General features: G+C 43.4%; 7 protein-coding genes and 1 pseudogene. 1 reads left to right on the top strand and 7 read right to left on the bottom strand.

Annotated elements, in window-relative coordinates; translation table 11 throughout:
• Positions 1–55 precede the first annotated feature (55 nt).
• Together H6G14_RS32760 and H6G14_RS32765 are read right to left on the bottom strand one after the other, a co-directional pair.
• The gene (locus H6G14_RS32760; protein WP_338421260.1) at positions 56–1678 is read right to left on the bottom strand and encodes a DUF3854 domain-containing protein; all 1623 of its coding nucleotides are present in this window, start codon (positions 1676–1678) and stop codon (positions 56–58) included.
• A 387-nt stretch (positions 1679–2065) separates the two neighbouring features.
• Complete coding sequence (locus H6G14_RS32765) at positions 2066–2308, bottom strand: alpha-ketoglutarate-dependent dioxygenase AlkB (RefSeq protein ID WP_190573117.1); 243 nt, start codon at positions 2306–2308, stop codon at positions 2066–2068.
• A gap of 104 nt (positions 2309–2412) precedes the next feature.
• On the opposite strand from H6G14_RS32765, the gene H6G14_RS32770 reads away from it, so the two are divergent.
• Complete coding sequence (locus H6G14_RS32770; protein WP_190573119.1) at positions 2413–2757, top strand: hypothetical protein; 345 nt, start codon at positions 2413–2415, stop codon at positions 2755–2757.
• A gap of 49 nt (positions 2758–2806) precedes the next feature.
• On the opposite strand, the gene H6G14_RS32775 is transcribed toward H6G14_RS32770, so the two are convergent.
• The 5 genes and pseudogenes from H6G14_RS32775 to H6G14_RS32795 all read right to left on the bottom strand — a co-directional run.
• Positions 2807–3607, bottom strand: coding sequence for a hypothetical protein (locus tag H6G14_RS32775; RefSeq protein WP_190573121.1), 801 nt, complete (start codon positions 3605–3607; stop codon positions 2807–2809).
• A gap of 58 nt (positions 3608–3665) precedes the next feature.
• Positions 3666–4121 (bottom strand): DUF1392 domain-containing protein, encoded by a 456-nt coding sequence (locus H6G14_RS32780; protein WP_190573122.1) that lies wholly within the window; start codon positions 4119–4121, stop codon positions 3666–3668.
• Positions 4122–4376: a MerR family transcriptional regulator gene (locus H6G14_RS32785; protein ID WP_190573124.1), complete on the bottom strand. Its 255-nt coding sequence runs from the start codon at positions 4374–4376 to the stop codon at positions 4122–4124.
• Positions 4373–4588, bottom strand: a complete 216-nt coding sequence (locus H6G14_RS32790; protein ID WP_190573126.1) for a hypothetical protein — start codon at positions 4586–4588, stop codon at positions 4373–4375. Before H6G14_RS32790 ends, H6G14_RS32785 begins: the two co-directional genes overlap by 4 nt.
• A 74-nt stretch (positions 4589–4662) precedes the next feature.
• Positions 4663–4905 (bottom strand): annotated as a pseudogene (locus tag H6G14_RS32795) (hypothetical protein); the annotation flags it as partial.

A 4905-nucleotide genomic window follows, 5' to 3' on the forward strand; every position in this document is an offset into this window, starting at 1 on the left:
TCGCTTACGCTTAATTTTGGTCAGAAGGTGTTGCGTTTTTGACCCGCGATTCATCTCACCGCCAACCGTTCAGGTGTGGCGGGAGTCTTCTCACGGAACTAGATAAATGGTGTCCCCCTTTCTCAATCGCCTTGTCTAACGCCGCGATTAAATTCTTGGGGTTGCTACCAGAATAGTTGTAACATTTGCCAGACACCGACTGGTAATTGTTGACGATCACAAACGGGTTAACTTGATATTCTCCAGCCAGAGACAAAATGTACTTGACATCTGTATCTGACACGTCGGCAGAAGAAAGGTAAATTTTACCGTGTTCGCTACCCAAGACATTCTGTACCAACTGCTTAAAGTTGCGAAGAATTGACACACGGCGCTTTTGCACGTCTGTGGTGGAGTTGAGCAAATGCCAGAACACTTGATCGCACTCATCTATAATGACGACATCGTTTGACCAGTCGTTAGGGTCAAACCGAGCTTGACTGTCTTTGTGCAACGAGTCCACGCATACACCGAAGCCGAATAAACCCCCGGTGTCAGATGTGTAGAGTTCACTAACGTAATCAACACCAAAACGATCGCACAGTGCCTCACCCAATTGAATGCGGTGGGTGATGATAAGCACGCGCCGCCGTTGGTCATGAGCTTTAGCCACCTCATGAGTCAACCATTCGGTTTTACCTGTCCCTTTGGGTGCTTTGAGAACAATCAACTTTTCGCCAACAGGTGCAATCAACTCACCTAAGAACCGTTGGTTCATTGCGATCGCTGGAGGATAGGTTAATAAAGTGAATAATTTGATTTCCCATAAAGTTAAAGCCTCTGCTGTATTGTAGAGTGCATGAAATGCCGCTTGACCTTGCGCGACGACAAAATCATCAACACCTTTGTCTGGGCCAGGGAGGTCAATGATCCGTAACTCACAGCCTTCGCCCACAAACAACCGACCCATGCGGCTGATAGCAGTTCTGACTCGTTGGACTGTTTCGGGTTTGCTGTCGTGGTCAAAGCAGATATTGATTTGTCTGCCTGGGGTGGCGAAATGCTTTAGTTCTGGAATTAACGATGCTTTACCAGTGGCAGTCCCGTATTCATCATAAGGTGTGCGATACCCTGCGTTGACTCCAGGGATGGCGATCGCCGCATAACCCGCACTCAACAAACAAGCAGCTTTTTTGGCTCCCTCTACGATAATGACTGGTACATTGTTCTTCCAAACCCAATGCCAGAATCCCCAAGGGTGCATCAAATCTTCATCAGTGATGGGGATACCAGAACGATTGGAGACTCTAGCCCAAATCTTCTTTGTGACGTTCAAAAAGAAGGCTCGTATTTGTTCTCTATAAGGATGCTCATATTTGATGTGTTTGTGGATTTTCTGCGGATCTCGTCGGGGCTTGTCGGGTTTGAAACAGCCCCACATCATCAGGGTGTACTCGTTGAGGGGGTCGATGCCACCGCACCACCAGCCACCGAGTTCAATATGCTGGTACTTCTTCAAATCCCTATCACGAAGTCGTCCGTCGTTACGGCGTGAGATTTTATCGCTGTAGAGCAAGTATTCGTATGGTACTGTACCGTAAAGCGACTTTACATTCAGGGCAATCAATTCTTCGTCAACGCCACTATTAAGCCATTCTTGCAGATGATGTGGTTCAAGATTAGTCGTGTTCGCGTGCATAGTTCCTCCGTAAGTGCATAGGAAACTAAGCGGTATTACTCTATACCGCTTAAAAAAGTCCAAAAAACAGTCATTAGATTGATAAAAGCGTTAAATCAGCAGTTCCCAAGTGTGTGATGAATATCGAAGGTGTATGAATGAGAGGTAAATCTTTGACAGTACTCATGTACTAATATTTCGAGATAATATAACCTGTAGTGCAGATTTAAACAATCTAACCATCGGCAAGTATTCTCATAAATTAGGGTTTTAAAGCCAGAAAGTATTGTGAGAGAATGCTTTGAGAGATTCTGATTTCTTATTAACCAATCAATTAACCCTCATACAACTTGATAAGTGTCTATCATTAGGCTGATGCAGTAAACCTCCGTTTAGGATTTTTTGGTCTTATCTTTTACCGCCTGTATGTGGACGAAAGGTAAGATTGATACGAGTGCCAACAATCTTATTTGTCTTCGGTAGTTGGTGCAGATGCGTAGATTGGCAGCCAGGGTGCATCAAAAGTAGGCTGCCGTGTTCCAACCAGAAATCCGTGGGTCTGCCAGAGATTGGCTTAATCTGAAATTTGCGTACTGCACCAAGACTTATGGATGCAATGGCAGGGTCAACTCCCGTAACTTGGTTATACATTTGCAAGACCGATGCAGAAATACGTCCTGAGAGTTTTGCGATCGCCCATAGCGCTCTTGTAAAATCATTTTCAATTGTTGAGAATTCGCAAGAGGAAAAAGTTTATGGCAGATATGTCCGGTCAAGACTCCTCGGAAATCACAATGGCAACGGTTGATGAAGAACGAAAAGGTGCAACTTTTAGCGGTACGGTCATCCTTGGTATAGATCCTGATGCTGGGGAAGTCGTTTTCTTTAGAGACTTTTTAATTGAAAATTATAAAGGCGAACTTACCGCAAATCTTGCAACAGATGGTGATATAAGAAAAAGCATTGATTTAGGCGAACTCGATCATAAAAGCCCCAGTTTTAGGCTGCCAATTCCTCTGGGAACGGATACATTACCCTACAATACAGTCGTGTTGAGCGACAAAAAAAGCAAGAAAAAAATCCTGACGATCAATCTGTAAGTAACCTATTTTCTTTCTCCGCGATCGCCGATTCTTGTGCGGTTGCTTTTTACTGTTCGGGGGAAATGTTCTTGCCGGAAATTTTTGCACTTGGATGTTGACCCGCAGAGAAAACTTCAATCAAAATGCTTTCGGGGTATAGTCCAACTCTGCCGAAACGTGGATCACGAATACGCTCTATCTCAATCCCTTTTTTGCGGCATAATGCACTAGCTTTACGTCCTTTAGCACCAGCTTCTTTGACTGATATCTCTAAACCCTGAAGATTAGCAAAACCCACGATACTGTACTTGTGACCACACGGTGTATTGAACCTGTCCTGCTCGACTTCCACAGCTTTGATTCGGTACAGTATTTCATGTTGACGCTGTTCCTGCTCTAGCAAACGCTGTTCCTGTTCGGCCATCTGTTGGGCAATTGCTGCCAGTAGTTGAATTTGGGTCATAGCGGTTTCATTAGCTGCTACGGGTTTTGTCCAACCCAACTTTTCTTGAATCCAAGCCCGAATACCGATAGTGTTAAATGAACGGCATACAAGTCTTGCTTGTTTAGTACAATATCTGGCAGCCTCAAAACCGTAGTACTCCAAAATGAGGGCGATCGCTATGTCTGGGATGCCGCAAGTTTTCCATGTTAGTAGTTCCGCAGATTGAAAACCATGCTCCATAAGCATTAGGGCTAATTTTGATGGCTTTAATTCCGCAGTATCTAGAGTGTTGCGGATTGCTTTTTCATCTACCCCAGCTAATCTTGCAGTGGCTCTAACACTGGCTTTGGCTTTACCAGATGCGTCAACTTCAATCTCTTGTTTTATCTGTTCTATGATTTGTGCAAGTTCTGTTTGTGACATAGTTTTAGTTGTGCGATTGTGCTAACGATTGAAAAGTTGTTGAGGCTGGTGGAGAAATTCAGACCTTCACCCGTACCAAGTCTTCTTCTCGCACCAAAGAAAAGCGATTGGTCATAGTGGATGATGCAGAAAAACTAGGTGATGCCAACTCCACCAGATAAAACCAGGACTTTTCGATTAACTCAATCCCCAAAATTAACCGTTGTTTTGTGCCGCGATCGCCAAATTGCAACAGTACGCGCTCTCCCAACACGAAAGCAGGTTTTTTCACAGTGCTGGGTTGTATATTACCGGTGGCAATAATTTGATGTTTTGTGGCGTATTTAAAATCATTTTTGATCTCGATAATGTAATTCCAGCAATCGCCATACCACTGCACTCCTAAGCAGTAGCCAAATGTTCTGTTGGTCTTTAGATAGACTTTTTCAGATAAATTGATTTCAACTGGGGGAATTTCTTGACCCCAAGGTGGCGAGAGATACCAGCATTTTTCTAGTTCAGTGATAGCTTCCATTTACGCTTTCCCCTTCAGAAGATGATTGATAGCTGCGGTATCCAGACTGGCAATGCGTTTTTTGATTTGCTGCGGTGGGTTCTCTAAAAACTGCTTGAGATGGGTCATCCCGATTTCGTAGTATTTTGGACTGCGCTTGTTAGCTTTAAGCCAGCCCCGGTTTATCCAAAGACGGACTGTTGATAAATTCAAGTGGAGAACATTAGCAATTTGATGACAGTTGCAATTTTCTGAATTAGTAAAATTCTTAGTCATACAGTTGCCTCAAATTCTTTGGATTCAGTTTTTAAAATCTTTGCGCTGATGGATACAAAATCGACTTGAGCAATATTGAAATCAGTTGCCATTTGACCAGAGTTGTATCTAGCGACTATTTCTTCCTTGATTACTTCTTGGGTTAATCCATCGGGAATATTAACGTGAGCTTCACTTATAATTTGCTCAACGACAGTAATGATGATTTTCATGGTTGACTCGTGTGTAATTAATAAATGGGAATAGGAGCCAGAAACACTCTGATTCATGACTCCTATAAATGTCCCTAAGCCATCCCAGCGTTAGCCCCTTGCACCTGTTGCATCCATTCGCTAATTGCTGTCAATTCATCAGCCCCATTAGCAACAGCATTTAGCACTTGTTGTTCATACAAAAACTCAGCTTGATTTGAATCTCCAATGTAATTAGCAGACCAAGCGAGACACATATTTTTGACGAGAGCATCCACCTTACTAATAGGTAATTGACTTGGGCTAGTTGCATCTTGAAATTGCAAATACTCCTTGAC

Origin of the sequence: Nostoc parmelioides FACHB-3921 (genome assembly GCF_014696625.1) — a bacterium.
Taxonomy (GTDB): domain Bacteria; phylum Cyanobacteriota; class Cyanobacteriia; order Cyanobacteriales; family Nostocaceae; genus Trichormus; species Trichormus parmelioides.